This is a genomic window from Pseudomonas sp. DR 5-09 (assembly GCF_001655595.1).
GTDB classification, from domain to species: domain Bacteria; phylum Pseudomonadota; class Gammaproteobacteria; order Pseudomonadales; family Pseudomonadaceae; genus Aquipseudomonas; species Aquipseudomonas pharyngis.
Genome location: NZ_CP011566.1, coordinates 5,709,291 through 5,729,230, shown reverse-complemented (window position 1 = coordinate 5,729,230; position 19,940 = coordinate 5,709,291). Strand labels below are relative to the sequence as shown.

At 55.1% G+C, this 19,940-nt stretch carries 33 protein-coding genes; all 33 read left to right on the top strand.

Annotation, left to right across the window (positions count from 1 at the left end; genetic code table 11):
• Positions 1 to 7: 7 nt before the first annotated feature.
• The 33 genes from rpsL to PDR5_RS25690 all read left to right on the top strand — a co-directional run bounded on the left by rpsL (position 8) and on the right by PDR5_RS25690 (position 19,878).
• Positions 8 to 379 (top strand): 30S ribosomal protein S12, encoded by a 372-nt coding sequence (gene rpsL / locus PDR5_RS25845; protein WP_003186084.1) that lies wholly within the window; start codon positions 8 to 10, stop codon positions 377 to 379.
• 108 nt (positions 380 to 487) lie between these two features.
• On the top strand, positions 488 to 961 hold the full coding sequence (rpsG, locus tag PDR5_RS25840; RefSeq protein WP_007957592.1) for a 30S ribosomal protein S7: 474 nt from the start codon (positions 488 to 490) through the stop codon (positions 959 to 961).
• A 30-nt stretch (positions 962 to 991) separates the two neighbouring features.
• On the top strand, positions 992 to 3,097 hold the full coding sequence (gene fusA / locus PDR5_RS25835) for an elongation factor G (RefSeq protein WP_064599781.1): 2,106 nt from the start codon (positions 992 to 994) through the stop codon (positions 3,095 to 3,097).
• 31 nt (positions 3,098 to 3,128) lie between these two features.
• On the top strand, positions 3,129 to 4,322 hold the full coding sequence (tuf, locus tag PDR5_RS25830; RefSeq protein ID WP_010220303.1) for an elongation factor Tu: 1,194 nt from the start codon (positions 3,129 to 3,131) through the stop codon (positions 4,320 to 4,322).
• 157 nt (positions 4,323 to 4,479) lie between these two features.
• Positions 4,480 to 4,791: a 30S ribosomal protein S10 gene (gene rpsJ / locus PDR5_RS25825; protein ID WP_003186070.1), complete on the top strand. Its 312-nt coding sequence runs from the start codon at positions 4,480 to 4,482 to the stop codon at positions 4,789 to 4,791.
• 80 nt (positions 4,792 to 4,871) lie between these two features.
• Complete coding sequence (gene rplC / locus PDR5_RS25820; protein ID WP_007955641.1) at positions 4,872 to 5,507, top strand: 50S ribosomal protein L3; 636 nt, start codon at positions 4,872 to 4,874, stop codon at positions 5,505 to 5,507.
• Positions 5,508 to 5,519: 12 nt separating this feature from the next.
• The gene (gene rplD, locus PDR5_RS25815) at positions 5,520 to 6,122 is read left to right on the top strand and encodes a 50S ribosomal protein L4 (RefSeq protein ID WP_003228735.1); all 603 of its coding nucleotides are present in this window, start codon (positions 5,520 to 5,522) and stop codon (positions 6,120 to 6,122) included.
• The gene (gene rplW / locus PDR5_RS25810) at positions 6,119 to 6,418 is read left to right on the top strand and encodes a 50S ribosomal protein L23 (protein ID WP_002555488.1); all 300 of its coding nucleotides are present in this window, start codon (positions 6,119 to 6,121) and stop codon (positions 6,416 to 6,418) included. Before rplD ends, rplW begins: the two co-directional genes overlap by 4 nt.
• A gap of 14 nt (positions 6,419 to 6,432) precedes the next feature.
• Entirely contained in the window at positions 6,433 to 7,257 is an 825-nt protein-coding gene (rplB, locus tag PDR5_RS25805) for a 50S ribosomal protein L2 (RefSeq protein WP_003186055.1), read from the top strand.
• A gap of 16 nt (positions 7,258 to 7,273) precedes the next feature.
• Positions 7,274 to 7,549, top strand: coding sequence for a 30S ribosomal protein S19 (gene rpsS, locus PDR5_RS25800; RefSeq protein ID WP_011336172.1), 276 nt, complete (start codon positions 7,274 to 7,276; stop codon positions 7,547 to 7,549).
• Between the two features lie 11 nt (positions 7,550 to 7,560).
• Entirely contained in the window at positions 7,561 to 7,893 is a 333-nt protein-coding gene (gene rplV / locus PDR5_RS25795; protein ID WP_003103908.1) for a 50S ribosomal protein L22, read from the top strand.
• A gap of 13 nt (positions 7,894 to 7,906) precedes the next feature.
• Positions 7,907 to 8,593, top strand: coding sequence for a 30S ribosomal protein S3 (rpsC, locus tag PDR5_RS25790; protein ID WP_003176422.1), 687 nt, complete (start codon positions 7,907 to 7,909; stop codon positions 8,591 to 8,593).
• Positions 8,594 to 8,605: 12 nt separating this feature from the next.
• Entirely contained in the window at positions 8,606 to 9,019 is a 414-nt protein-coding gene (gene rplP / locus PDR5_RS25785) for a 50S ribosomal protein L16 (RefSeq protein ID WP_003228729.1), read from the top strand.
• A complete protein-coding gene (gene rpmC, locus PDR5_RS25780; RefSeq protein ID WP_002555481.1) occupies positions 9,019 to 9,210 on the top strand; it encodes a 50S ribosomal protein L29 in 192 nt (63 codons plus the stop codon). The genes rplP and rpmC overlap by 1 nt, the downstream gene beginning before the upstream one ends.
• 2 nt (positions 9,211 to 9,212) lie before the next feature.
• On the top strand, positions 9,213 to 9,479 hold the full coding sequence (gene rpsQ / locus PDR5_RS25775) for a 30S ribosomal protein S17 (RefSeq protein ID WP_003194644.1): 267 nt from the start codon (positions 9,213 to 9,215) through the stop codon (positions 9,477 to 9,479).
• 23 nt (positions 9,480 to 9,502) lie between these two features.
• Positions 9,503 to 9,871, top strand: coding sequence for a 50S ribosomal protein L14 (gene rplN, locus PDR5_RS25770; RefSeq protein WP_002555479.1), 369 nt, complete (start codon positions 9,503 to 9,505; stop codon positions 9,869 to 9,871).
• A gap of 11 nt (positions 9,872 to 9,882) precedes the next feature.
• Positions 9,883 to 10,197 (top strand): 50S ribosomal protein L24, encoded by a 315-nt coding sequence (rplX, locus tag PDR5_RS25765; RefSeq protein ID WP_003186046.1) that lies wholly within the window; start codon positions 9,883 to 9,885, stop codon positions 10,195 to 10,197.
• Between the two features lie 20 nt (positions 10,198 to 10,217).
• A complete protein-coding gene (gene rplE / locus PDR5_RS25760; protein ID WP_003210069.1) occupies positions 10,218 to 10,757 on the top strand; it encodes a 50S ribosomal protein L5 in 540 nt (179 codons plus the stop codon).
• 13 nt (positions 10,758 to 10,770) lie between these two features.
• Complete coding sequence (gene rpsN, locus PDR5_RS25755) at positions 10,771 to 11,076, top strand: 30S ribosomal protein S14 (protein ID WP_007955639.1); 306 nt, start codon at positions 10,771 to 10,773, stop codon at positions 11,074 to 11,076.
• Between the two features lie 209 nt (positions 11,077 to 11,285).
• Positions 11,286 to 11,678 carry a 30S ribosomal protein S8 gene (gene rpsH, locus PDR5_RS25750; RefSeq protein WP_003228724.1) on the top strand — a complete coding sequence of 131 codons (393 nt, stop codon included), beginning with the start codon at positions 11,286 to 11,288 and terminating at the stop codon, positions 11,676 to 11,678.
• A 12-nt stretch (positions 11,679 to 11,690) separates the two neighbouring features.
• Positions 11,691 to 12,224: a 50S ribosomal protein L6 gene (rplF, locus tag PDR5_RS25745; RefSeq protein WP_011336170.1), complete on the top strand. Its 534-nt coding sequence runs from the start codon at positions 11,691 to 11,693 to the stop codon at positions 12,222 to 12,224.
• Positions 12,225 to 12,234: 10 nt separating this feature from the next.
• Positions 12,235 to 12,585, top strand: a complete 351-nt coding sequence (rplR, locus tag PDR5_RS25740) for a 50S ribosomal protein L18 (protein WP_003186037.1) — start codon at positions 12,235 to 12,237, stop codon at positions 12,583 to 12,585.
• A gap of 3 nt (positions 12,586 to 12,588) precedes the next feature.
• Positions 12,589 to 13,089 (top strand): 30S ribosomal protein S5, encoded by a 501-nt coding sequence (gene rpsE / locus PDR5_RS25735; RefSeq protein ID WP_007955637.1) that lies wholly within the window; start codon positions 12,589 to 12,591, stop codon positions 13,087 to 13,089.
• Between the two features lie 2 nt (positions 13,090 to 13,091).
• Positions 13,092 to 13,268 (top strand): 50S ribosomal protein L30, encoded by a 177-nt coding sequence (gene rpmD, locus PDR5_RS25730; RefSeq protein ID WP_003176408.1) that lies wholly within the window; start codon positions 13,092 to 13,094, stop codon positions 13,266 to 13,268.
• Positions 13,269 to 13,271: 3 nt separating this feature from the next.
• On the top strand, positions 13,272 to 13,709 hold the full coding sequence (gene rplO, locus PDR5_RS25725; RefSeq protein WP_011336169.1) for a 50S ribosomal protein L15: 438 nt from the start codon (positions 13,272 to 13,274) through the stop codon (positions 13,707 to 13,709).
• Positions 13,710 to 15,038 carry a preprotein translocase subunit SecY gene (gene secY / locus PDR5_RS25720; RefSeq protein WP_003228718.1) on the top strand — a complete coding sequence of 443 codons (1,329 nt, stop codon included), beginning with the start codon at positions 13,710 to 13,712 and terminating at the stop codon, positions 15,036 to 15,038.
• A gap of 27 nt (positions 15,039 to 15,065) precedes the next feature.
• Entirely contained in the window at positions 15,066 to 15,182 is a 117-nt protein-coding gene (gene rpmJ / locus PDR5_RS29520; RefSeq protein ID WP_002555468.1) for a 50S ribosomal protein L36, read from the top strand.
• A gap of 130 nt (positions 15,183 to 15,312) precedes the next feature.
• A complete protein-coding gene (gene rpsM, locus PDR5_RS25715) occupies positions 15,313 to 15,669 on the top strand; it encodes a 30S ribosomal protein S13 (RefSeq protein WP_009045849.1) in 357 nt (118 codons plus the stop codon).
• A gap of 30 nt (positions 15,670 to 15,699) precedes the next feature.
• Positions 15,700 to 16,089, top strand: coding sequence for a 30S ribosomal protein S11 (gene rpsK, locus PDR5_RS25710; protein WP_002555466.1), 390 nt, complete (start codon positions 15,700 to 15,702; stop codon positions 16,087 to 16,089).
• An 18-nt stretch (positions 16,090 to 16,107) separates the two neighbouring features.
• Complete coding sequence (rpsD, locus tag PDR5_RS25705; RefSeq protein WP_011336168.1) at positions 16,108 to 16,728, top strand: 30S ribosomal protein S4; 621 nt, start codon at positions 16,108 to 16,110, stop codon at positions 16,726 to 16,728.
• 26 nt (positions 16,729 to 16,754) lie between these two features.
• Positions 16,755 to 17,756 (top strand): DNA-directed RNA polymerase subunit alpha, encoded by a 1,002-nt coding sequence (locus PDR5_RS25700; protein WP_003186012.1) that lies wholly within the window; start codon positions 16,755 to 16,757, stop codon positions 17,754 to 17,756.
• 42 nt (positions 17,757 to 17,798) lie between these two features.
• Positions 17,799 to 18,185, top strand: a complete 387-nt coding sequence (gene rplQ / locus PDR5_RS25695; RefSeq protein ID WP_007955635.1) for a 50S ribosomal protein L17 — start codon at positions 17,799 to 17,801, stop codon at positions 18,183 to 18,185.
• A 238-nt stretch (positions 18,186 to 18,423) separates the two neighbouring features.
• Positions 18,424 to 19,878, top strand: a complete 1,455-nt coding sequence (locus PDR5_RS25690; RefSeq protein WP_039771983.1) for a catalase — start codon at positions 18,424 to 18,426, stop codon at positions 19,876 to 19,878.
• The last annotated feature ends 62 nt before the right edge of the window (positions 19,879 to 19,940 follow it).

The window sequence follows — 19,940 nt, the reverse complement described above, 5'->3', positions numbered from 1 at the left end:
CTAGTAGATGGCAACTATCAACCAGCTGGTACGTCAGCCGCGTAAGCGTATCGTCGAGAAATCCGACGTGCCTGCGCTGCAGAACTGCCCGCAACGTCGTGGCGTGTGCACCCGTGTGTACACCACTACGCCGAAAAAACCTAACTCGGCACTGCGTAAAGTATGCCGTGTGCGTCTGACCAACGGTTTCGAGGTTTCCTCGTACATCGGTGGTGAAGGCCACAACCTGCAAGAGCACAGCGTGGTACTGATCCGCGGCGGTCGTGTAAAAGACTTGCCAGGTGTTCGTTACCACACCGTTCGCGGCTCCTTGGATACTTCCGGCGTTAAAGGCCGTAACCAGGGTCGTTCGAAGTACGGTACCAAGCGTCCGAAGTAATCGGCCGTTTTGCAGATTTTCATTTTATTGAGTCGATAAGAGTAAGGTCGGGCGCGCATCCACTGGATCTGTCCCGAGCTAACCTGAAGACCGTTTGAGGGCTTATCAATGCCAAGACGTCGCGTAGCAGCAAAGCGTGAGATTCTGGACGATCCGAAATACGGAAGCCAAATCCTCGCCAAATTCATGAACCACGTTATGGAAAGCGGCAAGAAAGCCGTTGCCGAGCGTATCGTTTATGGTGCCCTGGAAACCGTTGCGGCTCGCAAGACCGGCACCGATCCCCTGGAACTCTTCGAAAAAGCACTCGACGCCATCGCTCCGCTGGTCGAAGTGAAGTCGCGCCGCGTTGGTGGTGCTACTTACCAGGTTCCGGTCGAGGTTCGTCCGTCCCGTCGTAACGCTCTGGCAATGCGCTGGTTGGTAGACTTCGCCCGCAAGCGTGGCGAGAAGTCTATGGCTCTGCGCTTGGCTGGCGAGCTGCTGGATGCTGCTGAAGGTAAAGGTGCTGCTGTTAAGAAGCGTGAAGACGTGCACCGTATGGCCGAAGCTAACAAAGCTTTCTCGCACTACCGCTTCTAATTTTAGCTTCACTAATTTTGCGAGGGCTTTATGGCTCGTACTACTCCGATTAGTCGCTACCGTAACATCGGTATCGTCGCTCACGTGGATGCTGGTAAAACCACCACCACCGAGCGCGTCCTTTTTTACACTGGCAAAAGTCACAAAATGGGCGAGGTGCATGATGGCGCCGCGACCACAGACTGGATGGTTCAGGAGCAGGAGCGTGGTATTACCATTACTTCTGCTGCCATTACCGCCTTCTGGAAAGGTTCCGAGAAGCAGTACCCACACGAGCATCGCTTCAACGTAATCGATACCCCGGGCCACGTAGACTTCACTATTGAAGTAGAGCGTTCCCTGCGTGTACTCGACGGCGCTGTCGTTGTGTTCTGCGGTACTTCGGGTGTTGAGCCTCAGTCGGAAACCGTATGGCGTCAGGCCAACAAATACGGCGTTCCACGTCTTGTTTACGTAAACAAGATGGACCGTGCTGGTGCCAACTTCCTGCGCGTGATCGGTCAGATCAAACAGCGTCTGGGTCACACTCCGGTGCCGATCCAGCTGGCTATCGGTTCGGAAGATAACTTCCAGGGCCAGATCGACCTGATCAACATGCAAGCTGTCTACTGGAACGACTCTGACAAGGGTATGGTTCCGGTTCGCAAGGAAATCCCTGCGGACATGCTTGAACTGGCTGAAGAATGGCGCAACAACATGGTTGAAGCCGCCGCCGAAGCCAGCGAAGAGTTGATGAACAAGTACCTGGAAGGTGAAGAGCTGTCGATCGAAGAGATCAAGGCTGCTTTGCGTGCACGTACTATCGCCGGCGAAATCGTTCTGGCTGTTTGCGGTTCTTCGTTCAAGAACAAGGGTGTTCCCCTGGTTCTCGACGCCGTTATCGACTTCCTGCCTGCTCCGACCGACATTCCTGCTATCAAGGGTTCCAACCCTGATAACGAGGAAGAAGAGATGGAGCGTCATGCAAGCGACGACGAGCCGTTCGCGGCCTTGGCGTTCAAGATCGCTACCGACCCATTCGTGGGTACCTTGACCTTCGTCCGCGTTTACTCGGGCGTGTTGAACTCCGGCGACGGCGTGATCAACTCGGTTAAAGGCAAGAAAGAGCGCGTGGGTCGTATGGTGCAAATGCACGCAAACGCCCGTGAAGAGATCAAGGAAGTACGCGCTGGCGACATCGCGGCCCTGATCGGCATGAAGGACGTCACCACTGGTGAAACCCTCTGCAACGCTGACAAGCCAATCATCCTGGTTCGCATGGACTTCCCGGAGCCGGTTATTTCGGTTGCCGTAGAGCCTAAGACCAAGGATGACCAGGAAAAAATGGGTATCGCTCTGGGCAAGCTTGCTCAGGAAGACCCGTCTTTCCGCGTTAAAACTGATGAAGAGACTGGTCAAACGATCATCTCCGGCATGGGCGAGCTGCACCTGGACATCCTGGTTGACCGGATGCGCCGTGAGTTCAACGTCGAAGCCAACATCGGCAAGCCACAGGTTTCGTACCGTGAGCGCATCACGAAGAACTGCGAAATCGAAGGCAAGTTCGTTCGTCAGTCCGGCGGTCGTGGCCAGTTCGGTCACTGCTGGATTCGCTTTGCTCCTGCTGACGAAGGTCAGGAAGGTCTGCAATTCCTGAACGAAGTAGTGGGTGGTGTGGTTCCTAAGGAATACATCCCGGCTATCCAGAAGGGTATCGAAGAGCAGATGAAGAACGGCGTTGTTGCCGGCTATCCGCTGATCGGCCTGAAGGCTACCGTGTTCGATGGTTCTTACCACGACGTCGACTCCAACGAGATGGCGTTTAAAGTGGCTGCTTCCATGGCGACCAAGCAACTGGCCCAGAAGGGCGGTGGTGAGTTGCTCGAGCCGATCATGGCGGTAGAGGTTGTTACGCCTGAAGACTATATGGGTGATGTGATGGGCGACCTTAACCGTCGTCGCGGCATGATCCAGGGTATGGAAGACACAGTGTCCGGCAAGGTTATCCGTGCCGAGGTTCCACTGGGTGAGATGTTCGGTTATGCGACCGACGTTCGTTCCATGTCCCAGGGTCGCGCAAGCTACTCTATGGAATTCAAAAAATACGATACGGCTCCGTCGCACATCGTCGAATCCGTTACCAAAAAACAAGGCTGATTCAGCCCCTTTAGGCTAGGAGTTAATTGTCGTGGCTAAAGAAAAATTTGATCGTTCCCTACCGCACGTAAACGTTGGCACCATCGGCCACGTTGACCACGGTAAAACCACTCTGACCGCTGCTCTGACTCGCGTCTGCTCCGAAGTTTTCGGTTCGGCCGTAGTTGAATTCGACAAGATCGACAGCGCACCAGAAGAAAAAGCTCGCGGTATCACCATCAACACCGCGCACGTTGAGTACAACTCGAACATTCGTCACTACGCTCACGTTGACTGCCCAGGTCACGCTGACTACGTGAAGAACATGATCACTGGTGCTGCGCAGATGGACGGCGCGATCCTGGTTTGCTCGGCCGCTGATGGTCCGATGCCGCAAACCCGTGAGCACATCCTGCTGTCCCGTCAGGTAGGCGTTCCGTACATCGTGGTTTTCCTGAACAAGGCTGACCTGGTAGACGACGCTGAGCTGCTGGAACTGGTTGAGATGGAAGTTCGCGACCTGCTGTCCACCTATGACTTCCCAGGCGACGACACTCCGATCATCATCGGTTCTGCTCGTATGGCGCTGGAAGGCAAAGACGACAACGAAATGGGCACCACCGCTGTTAAGAAGCTGGTGGAAACTCTGGACAGCTACATCCCAGAGCCAGAGCGTGCTATCGACAAGCCGTTCCTGATGCCAATCGAAGACGTGTTCTCGATCTCGGGTCGCGGTACTGTTGTGACCGGTCGTATCGAGCGCGGTATCGTTCGCGTGCAAGACGCCCTGGAAATCGTTGGTCTGCGTGACACCACCACCACCACCTGCACTGGTGTTGAGATGTTCCGCAAGCTGCTGGACGAAGGTCGTGCTGGCGAGAACTGCGGCGTTCTGCTGCGTGGTACCAAGCGTGACGACGTTGAGCGTGGTCAGGTTCTGGTTAAGCCGGGTTCGGTTAAGCCGCACACCAAGTTCACCGCAGAGGTTTACGTTCTGAGCAAGGAAGAAGGCGGCCGTCACACTCCGTTCTTCAAAGGCTACCGTCCACAGTTCTACTTCCGTACTACTGACGTGACTGGTAACTGCGAGCTGCCAGAAGGCGTTGAAATGGTAATGCCAGGTGACAACATTCAGATGACTGTTACCCTGATCAAAACCATCGCGATGGAAGACGGTCTGCGTTTCGCAATCCGTGAAGGCGGCCGTACCGTTGGTGCTGGCGTCGTAGCTAAAATCATCGAGTGATCTCTTTATTGAGTCAGCTTTGATGAGTTGAAAAAGCCCCCGCTTAGCGGGGGCTTTTTTATTGGGTTGACACCTATCTGGGGCGTCTATAGAATTGCGCCTCCTTTTAACGGGCGTATTGCGCCCGGTGGGAATAGCAGCCGGAGTCTGAAATCCAATGCAAAATCAGCAAATCCGTATCAGGTTGAAGGCTTTTGACCATCGCCTGATCGACCAATCAACCCAGGAAATCGTGGAAACCGCGAAACGTACTGGTGCTCAAGTGCGTGGTCCAATTCCACTGCCTACCCGTAAAGAGCGGTTCACCGTTCTGGTTTCTCCGCACGTCAACAAAGACGCGCGTGACCAGTACGAGATCCGCACTCATAAGCGCGTTCTGGACATCGTCCAGCCAACGGATAAAACCGTTGATGCACTTATGAAGCTTGATCTTGCGGCCGGTGTGGAAGTGCAGATCAGCCTCGGCTAAGACTCGGTCTTGGTCGTGTAACGCTCTGAAATGGGCGGCCATAGCGGGTGAAAGCCCCGTACACTCATGAGGTTTACAACATGACTATTGGTGTAGTCGGTCGTAAAGCGGGTATGACCCGTATTTTCACCGAAGAAGGTGTCTCCATTCCGGTCACGGTCATTGAGATCGAGCCGAATCGCGTCACCCAGTTCAAAACTGAAGAAACCGATGGCTATCGTGCAGTGCAAGTCACTGTCGGCGAGCGTCGTGCTTCCCGTGTTACAGCTGCTCAAGCTGGCCACTTCGCCAAGGCGAACGTTGCCGCTGGTCGTACCGTAATGGAATTCCGTCTTGAAGAAGGCGAGTACCAGGCCGGCGATCTGATCAACGCTGAAATCTTCGCTGCTGGTCAACTGGTTGATGTAACCGGTCAGTCCAAAGGTAAAGGCTTCCAGGGTACGATCAAGCGTTGGAACTTCCGCGGGCAAGATAACACCCACGGTAACTCCGTATCCCACCGCGTCCCAGGCTCTATCGGCCAGTGCCAGACTCCTGGTCGTGTATTCAAGGGCAAAAAAATGTCCGGTCATATGGGCGCTGAGCGCGTGACCGTGCAGTCCCTGGAAGTAGTGCGCGTGGACGCTGAACGCAATCTGTTGTTGGTCAAGGGCGCTGTACCTGGCGCTACTGGCGGCAACCTGGTTGTACGTCCGGCAGCCAAGGCTCGCGGTTAAGGGGAAGCTGACATGCAATTAAATGTAAATGACGCTCAAGCGATCGAAGTTTCCGAACTGACATTTGGCGGCGAGTTCAACGAGACGCTGGTTCACCAAGCAGTCGTGGCCTACATGGCAGGCGGCCGTCAGGGTAGCAAGCAGCAGAAGACCCGTTCCGACGTTCGTGGTGGCGGCAAGCGCCCATGGCGTCAGAAAGGTACTGGCCGTGCTCGTGCCGGTACTATCCGCAGCCCAATCTGGCGCGGCGGCGGCACCACCTTTGCAGCTCGTCCACAGGATCACTCCCAGAAGCTGAACAAGAAGATGTATCGCGCAGCAATGCGTTCCATCCTTGCTGAGCTGGTGCGTACTGATCGTCTGGTCGTGGTTCAGGATTTCGCAGTTGAAACTCCGAAAACCAAAGACCTGCTGGGCAAACTGAACAACATGAGCCTGACCGATGTTCTGATCGTGTCGGACGCTGTTGATCAGAACCTGTACCTGGCTGCTCGCAACCTGCCACACGTTGATGTACGTGACGTGCAAGGTTCCGATCCAGTTAGTCTGATCGCATACGACAAGGTGTTGATCACCGTGTCGGCCGTGAAGAAATTCGAGGAGCTGCTGGGATGAACCAGGAACGCGTATTTAAAGTTCTGCTTGGCCCGCACGTTTCCGAGAAGGCTACGGTTCTGGCAGACAAGAAAGGCCAGTTCGTTTTCAAGGTTGCTACTGATGCAACCAAGCTGGAAATCAAGAAGGCCGTCGAAAGCCTGTTCAGCGTGAAAGTTGAGCGTGTTACTACCCTGAATGTTCTGGGTAAGAGCAAGCGCACCGCTCGCGGTCTGGGCAAGCGTAATGACTGGAAGAAGGCAGTTATCTCCCTTCAGCCAGGCCAAGATCTCGATTTCAGCAGCAGTGCTGAGTAAGGAAGGGGTGCATCATGGCAATCGTTAAATGCAAACCGACTTCCCCTGGCCGCCGTTTTGTGGTCAAGGTGGTCAACCAGGAGCTGCATAAAGGCGCTCCTCACGCACCGCTGCTCGAGAAAAAATCGAAGTCTGGTGGTCGTAACAACAATGGCCGTATTACCACTCGTCACATCGGTGGTGGTCATAAGCAGCATTATCGTCTGGTCGACTTCCGTCGCAACGACAAAGATGGCATCGCTGCCACTGTCGAGCGTATCGAATACGATCCAAACCGTACTGCTCACATCGCTCTGCTGCTGTACGCAGATGGCGAGCGTCGCTACATCATCGCCCCTAAAGGCGTGAGCGCTGGCGACCAGCTGATCGCAGGTGCTCTGGCACCGATCAAGCCGGGCAACGCTCTGCAACTGCGCAACATTCCAGTTGGTAGCACCGTACACGGCATTGAACTGAAGCCAGGTAAAGGCGCGCAAATCGCTCGTTCCGCTGGCGCTTCGGCTCAGCTGATCGCTCGTGAAGGCGTTTACGTGACCCTGCGTCTGCGTTCCGGTGAAATGCGTAAAGTACTGGCTGAGTGCCGTGCGACCCTGGGCGAAGTCTCGAACTCCGAGCACAGCCTGCGTTCGCTGGGTAAAGCTGGTGCCAAGCGCTGGCGTGGCGTTCGCCCAACCGTTCGTGGTGTTGCCATGAACCCGGTTGACCACCCACATGGTGGTGGTGAAGGTCGTACCTCTGGTGGTCGTCATCCGGTATCGCCATGGGGCTTCCCGACTAAGGGCGCGAAGACTCGTGGTAATAAGCGTACCGACAAAATGATCGTCCGTCGTCGCAAGTAAATAGAGGGATACGACAGTGCCACGTTCTCTGAAAAAAGGTCCTTTTATTGATCTTCACCTACTGAAGAAGATCGAAGTGGCGGCGGAAAAGAACGATCGCAAACCAATTAAGACTTGGTCGCGTCGTTCGATGATCCTGCCACAAATGGTCGGTCTGACCATCGCAGTACACAACGGTCGTCAGCACGTCCCAGTTCTCGTTAACGAAGACATGGTCGGCCACAAACTGGGCGAGTTCGCCGGTACCCGCAACTATCGCGGGCACGTGGCAGACAAGAAAGCCAAGCGTTAAGGGGTAAGGAAATGGAAGTAGCCGCTAAGTTGTCGGGCGCTCGAATCTCCGCCCAGAAAGCCCGCTTGGTCGCCGACCAGATCCGCGGGAAGAAGGTGGGCGAAGCGCTCAACCTGTTGGCTTTCAGCAGTAAGAAAGCCGCCGAGATCATGAAAAAAGTGCTGGAGTCGGCCGTAGCCAACGCCGAGCATAACGAAGGCGCAGACGTTGATGACCTGAAGGTCAGCACCGTTTTCGTCAACGAAGGGCGTTCGCTGAAGCGCATCATGCCACGTGCCAAAGGCCGTGCTGATCGCATCGTCAAGCGGTCTTGCCATATCACTGTCAAGGTTGCTGACAAGTAACGGAGTCGAAGAGATGGGTCAGAAAGTACATCCCATTGGCATTCGCCTGGGAATCGTCAAGGAGCACACCTCCGTCTGGTACGCAGACGGTCGGACTTATGCGGACTACTTGTTCGCTGATCTGAAGGTGCGTGAATACCTCCAAGACAAACTAAAAAGCGCGTCCGTAAGCCGTATCGATATCCATCGTCCGGCTCAAACTGCACGCATCACCATCCACACCGCTCGTCCAGGTATTGTTATCGGGAAGAAAGGTGAAGATGTTGAGAAACTGCGTCAGGACCTGACCAAGCAAATGGGTGTGCCTGTGCACATCAATATCGAAGAGATCCGCAAGCCGGAGCTCGACGGTATGCTGGTTGCGCAGAGCGTAGCTCAGCAGCTGGAGCGTCGTGTAATGTTCCGTCGCGCCATGAAGCGCGCTGTACAGAACGCCATGCGCATTGGTGCCAAAGGCATCAAAATCCAAGTGAGCGGTCGTCTCGGCGGTGCTGAAATTGCACGTACTGAATGGTATCGCGAAGGTCGTGTGCCACTGCACACCCTGCGTGCCGACATCGACTATGCCAACTACGAAGCTCACACCACTTACGGTGTGATCGGTGTAAAGGTTTGGATCTTCAAAGGCGAAGTAATTGGTGGTCGCCAAGAAGAGCTGAAGCCACAAGCACCAGCGCCTCGTAAAAAAGCTGCTAAGTAAGGGGTACGCCAAATGTTGCAACCTAAGCGTACGAAGTTCCGCAAGCAGATGACCGGCCACAACCGTGGTCTGGCACTGCGCGGTAGCAAAGTCAGCTTCGGCGAGTTCGCGCTGAAGTCTGTAGCTCGTGGTCGTCTCACCGCTCGTCAGATCGAGTCAGCGCGTCGTGCACTGACCCGTCACGTAAAACGTGGCGGCAAGATCTGGATCCGTGTATTCCCGGACAAGCCGATCTCCAAGAAGCCTCTCGAGGTTCGTATGGGTAAAGGTAAGGGTAACGTGGAGTACTGGGTTGCCCAGATTCAGCCAGGCAAAGTCCTGTATGAAATCGAGGGTGTTTCTGAAGAGCTGGCGCGTGAGGCTTTCGCCCTGGCTGCTGCAAAGCTGCCGCTCGCCACCTCCTTTGTTAAACGGACGGTGATGTGATGAAAGCGAATGAACTTCGTGAAAAATCCGCACAGCAGCTGAACGAGCAACTGCTCGGCTTGCTGCGCGACCAGTTCAATCTGCGCATGCAGAAAGCAACTGGCCAGTTGGGGCAGTCTCATCTGCTCTCGCAAGTTAAGCGTGACATTGCTCGCGTGAAGACTGTGCTCAACCAGCAGGCAGGTAAGTGATCATGGCTGAAGCCGAAAAAACTGTCCGTACGCTGACTGGCCGTGTTGTCAGCGACAAGATGGACAAAACCATCACCGTTCTGATCGAGCGTCGCGTTAAGCACCCGATCTACGGTAAATACGTTAAGCGTTCGACTAAGCTGCACGCGCACGACGAAACCAATCAGTGCCACATCGGCGACAAAGTCACTATTCGTGAAACTCGTCCGATGGCCAAGACCAAGTCTTGGGCGCTGGTTGATGTTCTCGAACGCGCTGTGGAAGTCTAAGGGCTAGGGGTCGGAGAAATTATATGATTCAGACTCAATCCATGCTCGATGTGGCCGATAACAGCGGCGCTCGCCGTGTTATGTGCATCAAGGTGCTGGGTGGCTCCCATCGTCGTTACGCTGGTATCGGTGACATCATCAAAGTTACCGTGAAGGAAGCAATTCCTCGCGGTAAGGTGAAAAAAGGCCAAGTGATGACTGCTGTTGTAGTCCGCACTCGTCACGGCGTACGTCGTGCTGATGGCTCCATTATCCGCTTTGATGGCAACGCTGCTGTTCTTCTGAACAACAAGCAAGAGCCGATCGGCACCCGTATCTTTGGGCCAGTGACCCGTGAACTTCGTACCGAGAAGTTCATGAAGATCGTCTCGCTCGCCCCAGAAGTGCTGTAAGGAGATCCGACATGCAAAAGATTCGTCGTGACGACGAGATCATCGTGATCGCCGGCAAAGACAAAGGTAAGCGCGGTAAGGTGCTGAAGGTTCTTGCTGACAACCGTCTGGTTGTTGGTGGTCTGAACCTGGTCAAGCGTCATACCAAGCCTAACCCGATGTCGGGCGTACAGGGCGGTATCGTCGAGAAAGAAGCGCCACTGCACGCTTCCAACGTCGCCATCTTCAACGGCGAAACCAACAAGGCTGACCGCGTTGGTTTCAAAGTAGAAGACGGTAAGAAAATTCGTGTCTTCAAGTCGACCCAAAAAGCGGTTGATGCTTGAACACTGCTAGGTAGAAGACCATGGCACGACTAAAAGAGATTTACCGGAAGGAAATCGCTCCGAAACTTAAGGAAGAACTTAAGCTTTCGAACGTGATGGAAGTTCCGCGCGTTACCAAGATCACCCTGAACATGGGTCTGGGCGAAGCGATCGGCGACAAAAAAGTCATCGAGCACGCTGTTGCTGACCTGGAAAAGATCACCGGCCAGAAAGTCGTTGTGACCTACGCTCGCAAATCCATCGCTGGCTTTAAAGTCCGTGAAGGTTGGCCGATCGGCGTCAAAGTGACCTTGCGCCGTGAGCGTATGTATGAGTTCCTGGATCGTCTGCTGTCGATCTCCCTGCCTCGGGTTCGCGACTTCCGCGGCCTGAATGCCAAGTCCTTTGATGGTCGTGGCAACTACAGCATGGGCGTGAAAGAGCAGATCATTTTCCCGGAAATCGACTACGACAAGATCGATGCTCTCCGCGGTCTGGACATTACCCTGACCACCACTGCCAAGAACGATGACGAAGGCCGCGCTCTGCTGCGTGCTTTCAAATTCCCGTTCCGCAACTGATTGGAGTAGGAAAATGGCCAAGAAGAGCATGAAAAACCGTGAGCTGAAGCGTCAGCTCACTGTTGCCAAATACGCCGTCAAGCGTGCAGCGCTGAAAGCTATCATCGTCGATCTGAACGCAAGTCCAGAAGCGCGTTGGGAAGCTACCGTAGCTCTGCAGAAGCAACCGCGTGACGCAAGCGCTTCGCGCATGCGTAACCGTTGCCGTCTGACCGGTCGTCCGCACGGCGTTTACCGCAAGTTCGGCCTCGGCCGTAACAAACTGCGTGAAGCGGCAATGCGTGGTGACGTACCAGGTCTGGTTAAAGCCAGCTGGTAATTGCTGTCAAAGCCTTGATGGTCGGGGTCGCAAGAACCTGACCATCGGTGGCCTTGAACTTGAATCAAGCCCCTTTTGGGGCTTGATTCATTTCTGGGGTGTGTCTAGAATGATCGGCTCGCCTGAGCCCGTGTTTTTTACGCCCGGAATTCCTCGGCGACAAGTAGTAGCCGCAAGGCTAATTTTTCTGTATTAGGAGCGTCTAGCCCATGAGTATGCAGGACCCGTTAGCGGACATGCTAACTCGAATCCGTAATGCCCAGATGGCTGAAAAGTCCGTCGTAAGCATGCCGTCTTCCACGTTGAAGGTGGCTGTAGCAAAAGTCCTGAAGGACGAAGGTTACATCGCGGGTTATCAGATCAGCAGCGAAACCAAGCCGCTGCTGTCCATCGAGCTGAAATACTTCGAAGGCCGTCCGGTCATCGAGGAAGTGAAGCGCGTTAGCCGTCCAGGCCTGCGTCAGTACAAGTCCGTCGAAGATCTGCCAAAAGTACGTGGCGGCCTCGGTGTGTCTATCGTCTCCACCAACAAAGGTGTGATGACTGATCGTGCTGCGCGCGCTGCCGGTGTCGGCGGCGAAGTTCTTTGCACTGTGTTCTAAGGGGGGATAAGCATGTCTCGCGTCGCTAAGAACCCCGTTAAGCTGCCAGCCGGTGTCGAAGTAAAATTCGCAGGCCAACAGCTTTCGGTGAAGGGTGCCAAGGGTACTCTTGAACTGAACGTCCATTCGTCCGTTGAAGTCGTTGAAGAAGCCGGTGAGCTGCGTTTTGCTGCTCGCAATGGCGATCAACAGACTCGCGCAATGGCCGGTACCACTCGTGCGTTGGTAAACAACATGGTCCAGGGCGTAAGCCAAGGCTTCGAGCGCAAGCTCCAGCTGGTCGGTGTTGGTTACAAAGCGCAAGCAAAAGGTCAGGTGCTGAACCTGGCTCTTGGCTTCTCGCACCCAGTGGATTACGAACTGCCGGAAGGCATCACCGCTGAGACTCCTAGCCAGACCGATATCCTGATCAAGGGCATCGACAAGCAGCTGGTAGGTCAAGTGGCCGCCGAGATCCGCGACTTCCGTCCACCAGAGCCGTACAAAGGCAAAGGTGTGCGCTACGCGGACGAAGTCGTCCGTCGTAAAGAAGCCAAGAAGAAGTAGGGCATAGCAAATGACCGACAAAAAAGTTACTCGACTGCGTCGCGCTCGCAAAGCACGCCTGAAAATGCACGAACTCGAAGTCGTGCGTCTCTGCGTGTTCCGCTCTTCGCAGCACATCTACGCCCAGGTCATTTCGGCCGACGGCAACAAAGTCCTGGCAAGCGCCTCGACTTTGGATAAAGAACTGCGTGATGGCGCCACTGGCAACATCGACGCGGCCACTAAGGTTGGCCAGCTGGTCGCTACGCGTGCTAAGGCCGCTGGCGTCTCGCAGGTGGCTTTCGACCGCTCTGGCTTCAAGTACCACGGCCGCGTTAAAGCGCTGGCTGATGCTGCTCGTGAAGCTGGGCTGGAGTTCTAAGTTATGTCAAATAACGACCAAAAGCGCGACGAAGGCTACATCGAGAAGCTGGTTCAAGTTAACCGCGTAGCCAAAACCGTTAAAGGCGGCCGTATCTTCACTTTCACCGCGTTGACCGTGGTTGGTGATGGTAAAGGGCGTGTTGGCTTCGGCCGTGGCAAGTCGCGTGAAGTGCCTGCTGCGATCCAGAAGGCAATGGAAGCTGCTCGCCGCAACATGATCCAGGTTGATCTGAACGGCACCACTCTGCAGTACGCAATGAAGTCCGCTCACGGCGCTTCGAAGGTGTACATGCAGCCTGCTTCTGAAGGTACCGGTATCATCGCTGGCGGCGCTATGCGTGCTGTCCTCGAAGTTGCTGGCGTTCAGAACGTTCTGGCCAAGTGCTACGGCTCGACTAACCCGGTAAACGTGGTTCACGCCACTTTCAAGGGTCTGAAGGCTATGCAGTCTCCTGAGTCCATTGCAGCCAAGCGTGGCCTGCGTGTTGAGGAGATCAAGTAATCATGGCTACCGTTAAAGTTACGCTGATCAAAAGCATGACCGGCCGCATCCCTAACCACAAACTGTGCGTGAAGGGTCTGGGTCTGCGTCGCATCGGTCACACTGTAGAAGTCCAGGATACTCCCGAGAATCGCGGGATGATCAACAAGGCTTACTACATGCTGCGTGTCGAGGGTTAATCGATGAAACTCAATGATCTGAGTCCAGCGCCGGGTTCCCGTCGCGAAAAGCATCGTCCGGGCCGTGGTATCGGTAGTGGTTTGGGTAAGACTGGTGGCCGTGGTCACAAAGGTCAGACTTCCCGCTCCGGTGGCACCATCGCTCCAGGCTTTGAAGGCGGTCAACAGCCGCTGCATCGTCGCCTGCCGAAGTTCGGTTTCGTTTCCCTGAAAGCCATGGATCGCGCAGAAGTGCGTCTGTCCGAGCTGGCTAAAGTGGAAGGCGACATCGTCACCGTGCAGTCCCTGAAAGATGCCAACGTGATCAACGTCAACGTGCAGCGTGTGAAAATCATGCTGTCCGGTGAAGTGGCTCGCGCTGTCACTATCGGCAAGGGAATCGGCGCCACCAAAGGTGCGCGTGCGGCTATCGAAGCAGCTGGCGGCAAGTTCGAGGAATAAATGGCTAAGCAAGGTGCTCTCTCTGCGCTCGGCAAAGGCGGTATGTCTGAACTTTGGGCTCGTCTGCGTTTTCTGTTCCTGGCGATTATCGTCTACCGAATAGGCGCACACATCCCGGTTCCAGGTATCAACCCGGACCGACTCGCAGACCTGTTTCGACAGAATGAGGGGACCATTCTTAGCTTGTTCAACATGTTTTCCGGCGGCGCGCTGGAGCGGATGAGCATCTTTGCACTGGGGATCATGCCGTACATTTCGGCATCGATCATCATGCAACTGATGACCGCCGTCAGCCCGCAGCTGGAGCAGTTGAAGAAGGAAGGTGAAGCTGGCCGTCGCAAGATCAGCCAGTACACCCGCTACGGCACCGTCGTCCTCGCTCTCGTTCAGGCCATTGGCATGTCCATTGGTCTGGCGGGGCAGGGCGTTGCGTTCACTGGTGACTTTGGCTTCCATTTCGTCGCGGTCTCCACGTTTGTGGCTGGCGCGATGTTCATGATGTGGCTGGGTGAGCAGATTACTGAGCGTGGTGTAGGCAACGGTATCTCGATGTTGATTTTTTCGGGTATCGTCGCCGGTCTTCCGAGAGCAATCGGGCAGTCTTTCGAGTCTGCGCGTCAGGGCGATATCAATATCTTCGCCTTGGTTGCCATCGGTTTGCTGGCAGTAGCGATTATCGGTTTCGTGGTGTTCATTGAGCGTGGTCAGCGTCGTATCGCTGTTCACTACGCCAAGCGTCAGCAGGGCCGCAAGGTTTTTGCTGCGCAGACAAGCCACTTGCCGCTGAAGGTGAACATGGCCGGTGTTATTCCGGCTATTTTCGCGAGCAGCATTTTGCTGTTCCCGGCTTCGTTGGGTGCCTGGTTCGGTCAGTCTGAAGGTATGGGCTGGTTGCAGGACATCTCGCAGTCGATCGCTCCTGGTCAGCCGTTGAATATTCTGCTGTTTAGTGCAGGGATTATTTTCTTCTGCTTCTTCTATACGGCGTTGATGTTCAATCCGAAAGACGTAGCGGAAAACCTGAAGAAGTCCGGTGCCTTTATTCCGGGCATCCGTCCAGGTGAGCAGTCCGCACGCTATATTGATGGCGTTCTGACTCGCTTGACCATGTTCGGTGCTCTTTACATGACGGCCGTGTGCTTGTTGCCCCAGTTCCTGGTGGTTGCAGCAAACGTTCCGTTCTACCTTGGCGGGACCTCGTTGCTGATCGTGGTCGTGGTTGTGATGGACTTCATGTCCCAAGTACAATCGCACCTCGTTTCGCACCAGTACGAATCCCTGATGAAGAAAGCCAACCTGAAGGGTTACGGCAGCGGCATGTTGCGCTGAGTACCCATAAGGTTCGAGGAGTTGGTGATGAAAGTTCGTGCATCGGTGAAAAAGCTGTGCCGTAACTGCAAGATTATTCGCCGCGAAGGTGTTGTTCGAGTAATTTGCAGCGCGGAACCGCGTCACAAACAGCGCCAAGGCTGAGTGTGATTGTGCTTCAAGCCCGGTAGCTAGTGCGCTACCGGGTTGATTATTTGTTATTACAGCGATATTATCTCGCGCCCTATTTCTTGGCTTCCGGGGCGTAGGTAGCTGTCAATTGGAGTCCCACTGAATGGCCCGTATTGCAGGCGTTAACATTCCAGATAACAAGCATACTGTTATCTCGCTGACCTACATCTATGGTGTTGGTCGCACTACTGCACAGAAGATCTGTGCAGAGACTGGGGTAAACCCAGCCGCAAAGATCAAGGATCTGAGCGACGAGCAGATTGAACAGCTGCGTGGCGAAGTGGCGAAGTTCACCACTGAAGGTGACCTGCGTCGCGAAATCAACATGAAAATCAAGCGCTTGATGGACCTCGGTTGCTATCGCGGTCTGCGTCATCGTCGTGGTCTGCCAGTACGCGGTCAGCGTACCAAGACCAACGCGCGTACCCGTAAAGGTCCGCGTAAGCCGATCCGCAAGTAATCGCCCCAGCGAATCGACAGGAATTTAATCATGGCAAAACCTGCTGCTCGTCCTCGTAAAAAAGTTAAAAAGACAGTGGTTGATGGCATCGCCCACATCCATGCCTCTTTTAACAACACCATCGTGACCATCACCGACCGTCAAGGTAACGCTCTTTCCTGGGCTACCTCCGGTGGTTCGGGTTTCCGCGGTTCCCGCAAGTCCACCCCGTTCGCTGCTCAAGTAGCTGCTGAGCGTGCTGGTCAAGCTGCGCTGGAATACGGCCTGAAAAACCTCGACGTGAACGTCAAGGGCCCAGGTCCAGGTCGTGAATCCGCAGTCCGCGCTTTGAACGGCTGTGGCTACAAGATCGCCAGCATCACCGACGTGACGCCAATCCCGCACAACGGGTGCCGTCCGCCGAAGAAGCGCCGCGTGTAATCCAGGAGATTGTAAAGAATGGCTCGTTACATTGGTCCAAAATGCAAACTCGCTCGTCGCGAAGGCACCGATCTCTTCCTGAAGAGCGGCGTGCGCGCGATCGAATCGAAGTGCAACATTGAAGCAGCACCTGGTATCCACGGCCAACGCCGCGGTCGCCAGTCCGATTACGGCACCCAACTGCGCGAAAAGCAGAAGGTCCGTCGTATCTACGGCGTTCTCGAGCGTCAGTTCAGCGGCTACTACAAAGCTGCTGCCAGCAAGAAAGGTGCAACTGGTGAAAACCTGCTGCAACTGCTCGAATGCCGTCTGGACAACGTTGTATACCGTATGGGCTTCGGTTCGACTCGTGCCGAATCCCGTCAGCTGGTATCGCACAAGTCGATCAGCGTTAACGGCCAGACCGTAAACGTTCCGTCCTACCAGGTTCGTGCTGGTGACGTGGTTGCTGTTCGCGAGAAGGCAAAGAACCAACTTCGCATTGTCCAAGCTCTCGAGCTGTGCGCCCAACGTGGTCGCGTAGAATGGGTAGAGGTAGATGCTGAGAAGAAGTCGGGCGTTTTCAAGAACGTTCCTGCTCGCAGTGATCTGTCCGCCGACATCAACGAAAGCCTGATTGTCGAGCTCTACTCCAAGTAAGTAAGGGCTAGAAAATAGGTGCATCCATGCAGATTTCGGTAAATGAGTTCCTGACACCCCGCCACATTGATGTGCAGGTTGTCAGTCCAACCCGCGCCAAGATCACTCTCGAGCCTCTCGAGCGTGGTTTTGGCCACACCCTGGGCAACGCGCTGCGCCGCATCCTGTTGTCCTCAATGCCCGGCTGCGCAGTAGTCGAGGCCGAGATTGACGGTGTGCTCCACGAGTACAGCGCCATCGAAGGTGTACAGGAAGACGTAATTGAAATCCTGTTGAACCTTAAAGGTCTGGCCATCAAGCTGCACGGTCGTGACGAAGTTACGCTGACCTTGTCGAAGAAGGGTTCGGGGGTGGTTACCGCTGCCGATATTCAGCTGGATCATGATGTCGAGATCGTTAATCCCGATCACGTAATCGCTAACCTGGCGTCTAACGGCGCCCTGAACATGAAGCTCACTGTAGCTCGTGGTCGTGGTTATGAACCAGCCGACTCGCGTCAGAGCGATGAAGACGAAAGCCGCAGCATCGGTCGCTTGCAGCTTGACTCTTCGTTCAGCCCGGTTCGCCGTATCGCATACGTGGTGGAAAACGCCCGTGTCGAGCAGCGTACCAACCTGGACAAGCTGGTTATTGATCTGGAAACCAACGGTACCCTGGATCCTGAAGAGGCTATCCGCCGCGCTGCAACCATCCTGCAACAGCAGTTGGCTGCGTTCGTCGACCTCAAAGGTGACAGTGAGCCAGTGGTTGTCGAGCAGGAAGACGAGATCGATCCGATCCTGCTTCGCCCGGTTGACGATCTGGAACTGACTGTACGTTCGGCTAACTGCCTTAAGGCGGAAAACATCTACTACATCGGCGACCTGATTCAGCGTACCGAAGTAGAGCTGTTGAAGACTCCGAACCTGGGCAAGAAATCCTTGACTGAAATCAAGGACGTTCTGGCCTCCCGCGGTCTGTCCCTCGGCATGCGCCTCGACAACTGGCCGCCTGCAAGTCTTAAGAAGGACGACAAGGCGACTGCCTGATCGTCGTAATCACCGAACGTAGTGTTTGGTAAGGAATGAACCATGCGTCATCGTAAAAGTGGGCGTCACCTGAGCCGCACCAGCTCGCACCGCAAGGCCATGTTCCAAAACATGGCGGTGTCGCTGTTCGAGCACGAGCTGATCAAAACTACTCTGCCAAAAGCCAAAGAACTGCGCCGCGTTGCCGAGCCGCTGATCACTCTGGCCAAGACAGACAGCGTTGCTAACCGTCGTCTGGCTTTCGACCGTACTCGTTCGAAAGCTATCGTTGGTAAGCTCTTCAACGACCTGGGCAAGCGTTACGCTACCCGTGAGGGTGGCTACCTGCGCATCCTCAAGTGCGGTTTCCGCGCTGGCGACAACGCGCCTATGGCGTACGTCGAACTGGTTGATCGTGCTGTCGGCGGTGAAGCTGTATCCGCTGAGTAAGACATCAGTCTGAAACAAAGAACCGGGCCTAGTGCCCGGTTTTTTGTGCCTGTAAGAAATGCGCTGTTCGTACAAGCTTCTACCCTGTTTGGGTCTGCACTATGTGTGCGGATTGATCGTTAGTTTTTATCTATTGATGACCATAAGTTAATGAATTTGTGGCTGTCATATTGATGATCGATACTCCCCAGCAAGCCGATTAGCCGGCAGTTCAAGACCGATAGAGGATGAAGATCGCATGAGCCAGAACAAGACGCTTACGACCGCCAGTGGCGCACCTGTCGCCGATAACCAGAACTCTCGCTCCGCTGGCCCTCGTGGCCCGTTGCTGCTCGATGACTTCCACTTGATCGAGAAGCTCGCCCACTTCAACCGGGAAAACATTCCTGAGCGTCGTGTACACGCCAAGGGGTCGGGTGCCTACGGCACTTTTACCGTCACCCGTGACATTACTCAGTACACTAGCGCCAAGCTGTTCTCTGCTGTCGGCAAGCAGACGCCGACCTTCCTGCGTTTCTCAACTGTCGGTGGTGAGCGTGGCTCGGCCGACACCGAGCGCGATCCGCGTGGCTTCGCCCTCAAGTTCTATACCGAAGAAGGCAACTGGGACATCGTTGGCAACAACACCCCGGTGTTCTTCATTCGCGATCCGCTGAAGTTTCCTGACTTTATCCACACCCAGAAACGCCTGCCGCAAAGCAACCTGAAAAGCGCTCAGATGATGTGGGACTTCTGGTCGCATTCGCCTGAAGCGCTGCACCAGGTCACGATTCTGTTCTCTGATCGCGGCATTCCGGACGGCTACCGCCATATGCACGGCTTCGGCAGTCACACCTACAGCCTGATCAGTGCTCAGGGCGAGCGCCACTGGGTGAAGTGGCACTACAAGACCAAGCAAGGGATCAAGAACCTCGCGCCGGCAGACGCGGCACGTTTGGCGGGCACAGATCCCGATTACGCACAGCGTGACCTGTTCGAAGCCATCGAGCGTGGTGACTTCCCGAAATGGAGCGTATGCATCCAGATCATGACCGAAGCCCAAGCCGCTGCGCACTATGAGAACCCGTTCGACGTGACCAAGACCTGGTCGCAAAAGGAGTTTCCACTGATCGAAGTGGGTGAACTGGAACTGAACCGTAACCCGCTCAACTACTTTGCCGAAGTCGAGCAAGCCGCGTTCGGCCCGAGCAACATGGTGCCTGGCGTAGGTCTGTCGCCAGATCGCATGCTGCAAGGTCGGGTATTCGCGTACGCCGATGCCCACCGTTACCGCGTAGGTACCAATCACCAGCAACTGCCAGTGAACGCCCCACGCAGCCCGGTGAATACTTACCAGCGTGACGGTTCGATGGCATTTGGCAGTAACGGTGGCGCAGCTCCGAACTATGAGCCGAACAGCTACGTAGAGTCGCCGAAACAAGCGCCGCACTTTGCCGAGCCTGCATTGGCCCTGAACGGCGCGGCTGATCGCTACGATCACCGCGAAGACACCGACTACTACAGCCACGCTGGCGCGCTGTTCCGCTTGATGAGCGACGAACAGAAAGCGTTGCTGGTCAGCAACATCGCCGGGGCGATGGCGGGGGTGTCGAGTGACGTCGTCGATCGTCAGCTGCAGCATTTCTACAAGGCCGATCCGGCGTACGGAGAAGCAATCGCAAAGCTGCTCAACGTACAGCTTAACGAAGTCTAAACGAGAAGCAGAACCGCCCTCATTTGGGCGGTTTTTGCGTTATTTAGGCCGCTTTTCTCAGA

Bases quoted from the DNA above. Each gene is read 5' to 3' on its own strand.
- rplE (WP_003210069.1), top strand. From the start codon at position 10,218: ATGGCACGACTAAAAGAGATTTACCGGAAGGAAATCGCTCCGAAACTT.
- rpsC (WP_003176422.1), top strand. From the start codon at position 7,907: ATGGGTCAGAAAGTACATCCCATTGGCATTCGCCTGGGAATCGTCAAG.
- rplV (WP_003103908.1), top strand. From the start codon at position 7,561: ATGGAAGTAGCCGCTAAGTTGTCGGGCGCTCGAATCTCCGCCCAGAAA.
- rpsK (WP_002555466.1), top strand. From the start codon at position 15,700: ATGGCAAAACCTGCTGCTCGTCCTCGTAAAAAAGTTAAAAAGACAGTG.
- rpsH (WP_003228724.1), top strand. From the start codon at position 11,286: ATGAGTATGCAGGACCCGTTAGCGGACATGCTAACTCGAATCCGTAAT.
- rplC (WP_007955641.1), top strand. From the start codon at position 4,872: ATGACTATTGGTGTAGTCGGTCGTAAAGCGGGTATGACCCGTATTTTC.
- rplF (WP_011336170.1), top strand. From the start codon at position 11,691: ATGTCTCGCGTCGCTAAGAACCCCGTTAAGCTGCCAGCCGGTGTCGAA.
- rplQ (WP_007955635.1), top strand. From the start codon at position 17,799: ATGCGTCATCGTAAAAGTGGGCGTCACCTGAGCCGCACCAGCTCGCAC.
- rpsM (WP_009045849.1), top strand. From the start codon at position 15,313: ATGGCCCGTATTGCAGGCGTTAACATTCCAGATAACAAGCATACTGTT.
- rplO (WP_011336169.1), top strand. From the start codon at position 13,272: ATGAAACTCAATGATCTGAGTCCAGCGCCGGGTTCCCGTCGCGAAAAG.
- rpmD (WP_003176408.1), top strand. From the start codon at position 13,092: ATGGCTACCGTTAAAGTTACGCTGATCAAAAGCATGACCGGCCGCATC.
- fusA (WP_064599781.1), top strand. From the start codon at position 992: ATGGCTCGTACTACTCCGATTAGTCGCTACCGTAACATCGGTATCGTC.
- rpsN (WP_007955639.1), top strand. From the start codon at position 10,771: ATGGCCAAGAAGAGCATGAAAAACCGTGAGCTGAAGCGTCAGCTCACT.
- rpmJ (WP_002555468.1), top strand. From the start codon at position 15,066: ATGAAAGTTCGTGCATCGGTGAAAAAGCTGTGCCGTAACTGCAAGATT.
- rpsD (WP_011336168.1), top strand. From the start codon at position 16,108: ATGGCTCGTTACATTGGTCCAAAATGCAAACTCGCTCGTCGCGAAGGC.
- rpsQ (WP_003194644.1), top strand. From the start codon at position 9,213: ATGGCTGAAGCCGAAAAAACTGTCCGTACGCTGACTGGCCGTGTTGTC.
- rplD (WP_003228735.1), top strand. From the start codon at position 5,520: ATGCAATTAAATGTAAATGACGCTCAAGCGATCGAAGTTTCCGAACTG.
- rplR (WP_003186037.1), top strand. From the start codon at position 12,235: ATGACCGACAAAAAAGTTACTCGACTGCGTCGCGCTCGCAAAGCACGC.
- rplN (WP_002555479.1), top strand. From the start codon at position 9,503: ATGATTCAGACTCAATCCATGCTCGATGTGGCCGATAACAGCGGCGCT.
- rpsL (WP_003186084.1), top strand. From the start codon at position 8: ATGGCAACTATCAACCAGCTGGTACGTCAGCCGCGTAAGCGTATCGTC.
- rplP (WP_003228729.1), top strand. From the start codon at position 8,606: ATGTTGCAACCTAAGCGTACGAAGTTCCGCAAGCAGATGACCGGCCAC.
- rplW (WP_002555488.1), top strand. From the start codon at position 6,119: ATGAACCAGGAACGCGTATTTAAAGTTCTGCTTGGCCCGCACGTTTCC.
- rpsG (WP_007957592.1), top strand. From the start codon at position 488: ATGCCAAGACGTCGCGTAGCAGCAAAGCGTGAGATTCTGGACGATCCG.
- rplX (WP_003186046.1), top strand. From the start codon at position 9,883: ATGCAAAAGATTCGTCGTGACGACGAGATCATCGTGATCGCCGGCAAA.
- rpmC (WP_002555481.1), top strand. From the start codon at position 9,019: ATGAAAGCGAATGAACTTCGTGAAAAATCCGCACAGCAGCTGAACGAG.
- secY (WP_003228718.1), top strand. From the start codon at position 13,710: ATGGCTAAGCAAGGTGCTCTCTCTGCGCTCGGCAAAGGCGGTATGTCT.
- rplB (WP_003186055.1), top strand. From the start codon at position 6,433: ATGGCAATCGTTAAATGCAAACCGACTTCCCCTGGCCGCCGTTTTGTG.
- rpsE (WP_007955637.1), top strand. From the start codon at position 12,589: ATGTCAAATAACGACCAAAAGCGCGACGAAGGCTACATCGAGAAGCTG.
- rpsJ (WP_003186070.1), top strand. From the start codon at position 4,480: ATGCAAAATCAGCAAATCCGTATCAGGTTGAAGGCTTTTGACCATCGC.
- PDR5_RS25700 (WP_003186012.1), top strand. From the start codon at position 16,755: ATGCAGATTTCGGTAAATGAGTTCCTGACACCCCGCCACATTGATGTG.
- PDR5_RS25690 (WP_039771983.1), top strand. From the start codon at position 18,424: ATGAGCCAGAACAAGACGCTTACGACCGCCAGTGGCGCACCTGTCGCC.